The organism is Bacillus cereus group sp. BfR-BA-01331 (assembly GCF_022663915.1).
Classification (GTDB): domain Bacteria; phylum Bacillota; class Bacilli; order Bacillales; family Bacillaceae_G; genus Bacillus_A; species Bacillus_A mycoides.
In genome coordinates this window covers 1-5193 of record NZ_JAKUGJ010000068.1, presented here as the reverse complement: position 1 = coordinate 5193, position 5193 = coordinate 1, and the positions used below count along the sequence as shown (strand labels likewise).

Below are 5193 nucleotides of genomic sequence, written 5' to 3'. Positions count from 1 at the left end.
TTTGGTGGAACGGGTGCGTTAGAAATAGGTTTAAAACACCTGCAGGCAGCGTGAGATTAGTAGGAAAAGAATATTTCGGTTCATAAATCATAAAATTTTTATATACAGATTATATTTTGGTAGGTTTTAATAATATATAATTTGAATTTCATTCAGGATGGGGATTCAGTATAACCAAAAGTAATAAATAAAAGAGAAAATCCCTGCGGGGACAGGGACTTTTTAGGAGAGATATTGTTGTATAATGTCGAAACTTGGCGAATTCAACAAATTAATATTATCACGAATTTTCAAGTAATTGCGGTGGCTGATGTGTCAAAACTGTGTACGATTTTCATATAAAAGCGTTATTTGTGCGACACGTTTCCTCATAAGTGTGCAAACACGAAATAGGAGGGTTATCAATTTGATAACAACAACTGATTGACTGAAAGTAGGAATGAAAGCCGTCAGGTTGAGCTGAAACTACTTATCTGATACTCCTACATGCAAGGCGTGATGGTAGTCACAAATTGTATGAAGCTAGGTGAAGTCGGCTGAACAAAACCTAAGTGAAAAATCATATGGTGATGGATAGGTCGAGATGCTACAAAATATCTATGGTGAGAATGTCCAAATGGACTGGCGAACTTGCGAATGTACGGGTCTAAACGCTTAATACATTAGAAATGTGTATGTCGTCAATGACGACGTTATCTACCGAAAAGTAAGAGTAAATGATATGAAATTCGGAACATCTAACGATGAGGGTGTAAAGATAACAGGCTTAAAGCAAGCACCTAAGGATATATGTATAGCTAAGTCAATTGGAACGTGGTAAGCAAGAAACTGTCATCAACGCCTACTAGCAGACAGGTGCACATAAAGTTCTAACGAACCGAAATTGCTTTATTCTTGTGAAGGTGGGGACATAGTACCGAAGAAGCATGTAATAAATGTGGAGGGATAGTCCCTAGTCTTGTTCTTTGAAAACTAAATCAATTAGATGTAACTCACAGGATCGAGTAAGATGATGTGACCTTTCGTAAGAAAGGGGAATTAATACGTTGGTGAGTACAACATTGTTTGTAATCTAGTTGCTTTAGTATAGAAGAATAAGATGGGGCGCTGTATGCGATGAAAGTCGCACGTACAGTGTTAAGCGGGGGAAAAGATGGAGATAACTTCAAAGTCTTACCTATCGCAACTAATCGGAAATGGCAGGTAATTGACTAGGTTACCTGCCATGCTCTAAAACAATCCGAAGGAGTGAGCACCTGTTTGAAAGAGTGCCGCCGTGGGAAGTCGGCTTATAGGTAGTATGTGGAATGTGAAAAAGATTATTCGAAAAGGGGAATGGAAAATGGAAAACCAAGAAAAATTAGTTGTTTTAAATGCAGATCAAAAGGCAGTTGCTTTAAAAGGGTTAAAGGATTTGTTCTTTGCAGCAAAACAAATGCATGAATGGTTATCACAAGATACATTAACCGAAGAAATGAAAGGCACGCTCATTTCTTTATCAGAAAGTCATATTTCAGATGTGGCAAAAGTAACGGACTATGAATCAAATTTAGCGAAAGAAAAAGAAAAACGTTATGCGGAAATTCGTAATGCCAATATGCGTATTCACGACTTGGAACGACAAATGGCTGATATGAAACCGATCGATGGATTAAAAGAGCAATTGGCGGAGTTAACTCGGAAGATTGATGAATGGTGGGACGAACTAGGGTTCAACTACATTTCGGAAATGAGTTTTAGTAAATGGGGTGGATTAGATATAAAGTTTGGTTTTCAATTAGGTAGACTTTCAATGTTGTTGAGTAGTACACCTGTATCGGATAAGGAAGAAGATGCGGATAAAATACAACAACTTCGCGATAAAGGATTTATTTTCACAGATGAAGATAGAGAAGCACATCTTGCTGACAATGATACAAACAAGAAATTATTGGTAGAACTTTTAGAAGAAAGATTTCCGAGTATACGAATTACAGGAATGGAAACTTGGAACGGGAGAAGAAACAAGGAAGCGCACATTCGATATGTTACAGCCTATCTAGGCGAATTGCATGAAATTTAAACAAAATAGTTATTTGCGCGACACGTTTCCTTATAAGTGTGTAAACACGAAATAGGAGGGTTATCAATTTGATAACAACAACTGATTGACTGAAAGTAGGAATAAAAGCCGTCAGGTTGAGCTGAAACTACTTATCTGATACTCCTACATGCATGGAGTGATAGTAGTCACAAATTGTATGAAGCTAGGTGAAGTCGGCTGAACAAAACCTAAGTGAGAAATCATATGGTAATGGATAGGTCGGGATGCTACAAAATATCTACGGTGAGAATGTCCTAACGGACTGGCGAACTTGCGAATGTACGGGTCTAAACTATTAATACATTAGAAATGTGTATGTCGTTAATGACGACGTTATCTACCGAAAAGTAAGAGTAAATAATATGAAATTCGGAACATCTAACAATGAAGATGTAAAGATAACAGGCTTACAGCAAGCACCTAAGGGTATATGTATAGCTAGGTCAATCGGAACGTGGTAAGCAAGAAACTGTCACCAACGCCTACTAGCGGACAGATGCATATAAGGTTCTAACGAACCGAAATTGCTTCATTCTTGTGAAGGTGAGGACACAGTACCGACGAAGCATGTAACGAATGCGGAGGGATAGTCCCTAGTCTTGTTCTTTGAAAACTAAATCAATTAGATGTAACTCACAGGATCGAGTAAGATGATGTGACCTTTCGTAAGAAAGGGGAATTAATACGTTGGTGAGTACAACATTGTTTGTAATCTAGTTGCTTTAGTATAGAAGAATAAGATGGGACGCTGTATGCGGTGAAAGTCGCACGTACAGTGTTAAGCGGGGGAAAAGATGGAGATAACTTCAAAGTCTTACCTATCGCAACTGTAAACGGAAAATAGGAGTGCTTGACCAGAGCACTCCATAACGCCAATAACAAAACCTATAAAAGTATATGAGACATTTAACTAAATATGCTTAATCCTTATTCAAACAAAAAAGAGCACCAGGGAAAGTGCTCTTTGGCCAAGATTCATATCGAAAAGCTTACCGTGATTAGTGTATGTATATTTTTGATATATGTGCAGTTTTATATAAAATCCTTATTTAAACGGAAAAAGAGCGCTCGGGAAAGCGCTCTTTGACCAAGATTCATATCATGTTGAGATGTAATAACGTGACAGCAATATATCTTATGTATGTATTGAGTGTATGTGCAAATTTAAAACAAAATCTTTATTTCATAACAAGCGAAAAAGAGCACACATATAAGTATGCTCCTTGACAAGAAAGGTAGATTTCTATGAGCGGAGAGTCTCCATACAATAACATATGCTTGTCCAGTTAAAAGGTGACAAGTTTTTAATAAAATCGTTATTTGAATGAAAAGACAACAAACGGAGGGGTTTGCTGTCTTGATAAAAAGGAATGGCACTAAGTATATATTAAAGAGGTAACTGGTTAGTAAAAGTATATGCATTATAAATATAAATATCACCAAACAAAGGTGATAATTTTTAAAAACACGTTATTTCATAGTAAATACAAAAGAGCACACATATAAGCATGCTCTTAAATAAGAGAGATTAAGGGTGGCTAATCTCGTACAATAACATATGTTTGTCTAGATAAAAGGTGAAAGATTTTAATGAAATCGTAATTTAAATAAAAAGAGCGCTTTTTAAGGCGCCCTATGCCCCAGATTTATATATAAAGGTGACTATAATTAGTGTATGTATGCTTTTAATATATGTGCAGTTTTTAAACAAAATCGTTATTTTGCTGAATAAAAATTAGAATCTCTCAAAGAGAGATTCATGGGGAAATTTGTATTTTAAACTACTCTAAAAATCTTTTTTTGATATCCGGAGTAGGGATAAGACATTGTTTTTGTTTGCCAAACCAGTTGTATCTATTTTCTGCAATTTTTCTGTAATAAAGGTTCCGAATAGGTTTTGGGATTATTAAAAGGATGAAAAATAATTTGCAACTTCCTTTTAAGTGCCTACAAATATTCAGTATGGCATCTGATTCTGTATAAGCCTTATTATTATCAATTAATACCACGCTATCTATTGTTTCGCTAATGTTGTATTGATTTAATAACTGAATACCTATGTTACTTTGGCGTGATGCAAATTTAAAATATCCTTTAGGATCTCTTTTAATAATAAATTGAACACTTTGATTACATAAGTTGCAGTCTCCATCAAAAAGTATAATTCGTGTCATTTATAATCCTTTCTAAAACGTTTATTTGAATGCTTTTTATTTTAACTGAAAAGAGAATATAAATACACTCATTGTGAATTATTGAATTACGAAGAGTTTTTAATAAAAATGCTATTTTAGAGAAAAAGGTAAAGGGTGAATCCAAGAATATGAATAATAGTAATATATACAAATCAGGTTATGTCATTCTTATTTATTTTGTTATGACTCAATTTGTCGGAATTATAGGAGTACAATTACTGGCTAAGACAGGTTGGTATGATATTCAGGGGAATCAGCAACAAGCGATTCAAGAGATCCTTGTACATTGGGAGTTAATAGGGTTTCTGCTTACATTAGGAATCATATTTCTTGTATATAAGAAAGAAGGGATTAAAGAACCTAGGCTATCAATTAAATTATCGAAAGCCACATGGCGGTGGATTCTTGCTGGAATCGTATTCGTTTTTCTTGCACAGATGATTGGTAGCTTTTTAGATAAGAGTTTATTCCAGTTATCTACGCAATCAGAAAATACATCTAGTACAGTCGCAGCTGCAGTGATATCACCAATTGCGATTGTATCCATTGTAATTCTTGCCCCATTAGTAGAGGAACTGGTATTTCGATATGCAACCATGAATATTTTAATAAAGAAGTTTAAAGAAACAGGGAGTATCGTAATCAGTGCCTTGTTCTTTGCAATTATGCATTTTGATTTTCCATTTATCTTTGGGTATTTCTGTATTGGGGTTGTATTAGCCTTCGTATATAAACGTTCAAATCAATTATTAGTTTCTTATATTGTTCATGCAGTGATGAACTTCATTGTACTGATGTTGCAAATAATCTAAATAGGGGTCCCGCCACATCGCTATCAAGCTAACAAAATAAAATCCCCCCTAAAATGAAAAAATACGCTATTCTTTCTGTAGAATCATAGGAAAGGATGGCGTT

General features: G+C 35.1%; 3 protein-coding genes. 2 read left to right on the top strand and 1 reads right to left on the bottom strand.

Annotated elements, in window-relative coordinates:
- The first annotated feature begins 1342 nt into the window (after window positions 1-1342).
- Window positions 1343-2062: a hypothetical protein gene (locus MR155_RS30465; protein WP_242312033.1), complete on the top strand. Its 720-nt coding sequence runs from the start codon at window positions 1343-1345 to the stop codon at window positions 2060-2062.
- A gap of 1802 nt (window positions 2063-3864) precedes the next feature.
- Here the strand turns inward: MR155_RS30465 and MR155_RS30460 are convergent.
- Window positions 3865-4257, bottom strand: a complete 393-nt coding sequence (locus MR155_RS30460) for a thiol-disulfide oxidoreductase DCC family protein (RefSeq protein ID WP_219304025.1) — start codon at window positions 4255-4257, stop codon at window positions 3865-3867.
- 149 nt (window positions 4258-4406) lie between these two features.
- Between MR155_RS30460 and MR155_RS30455 the strand changes: the two genes are divergently transcribed.
- Complete coding sequence (locus MR155_RS30455) at window positions 4407-5090, top strand: CPBP family intramembrane glutamic endopeptidase (RefSeq protein ID WP_242312032.1); 684 nt, start codon at window positions 4407-4409, stop codon at window positions 5088-5090.
- Window positions 5091-5193: the final 103 nt, after the last annotated feature.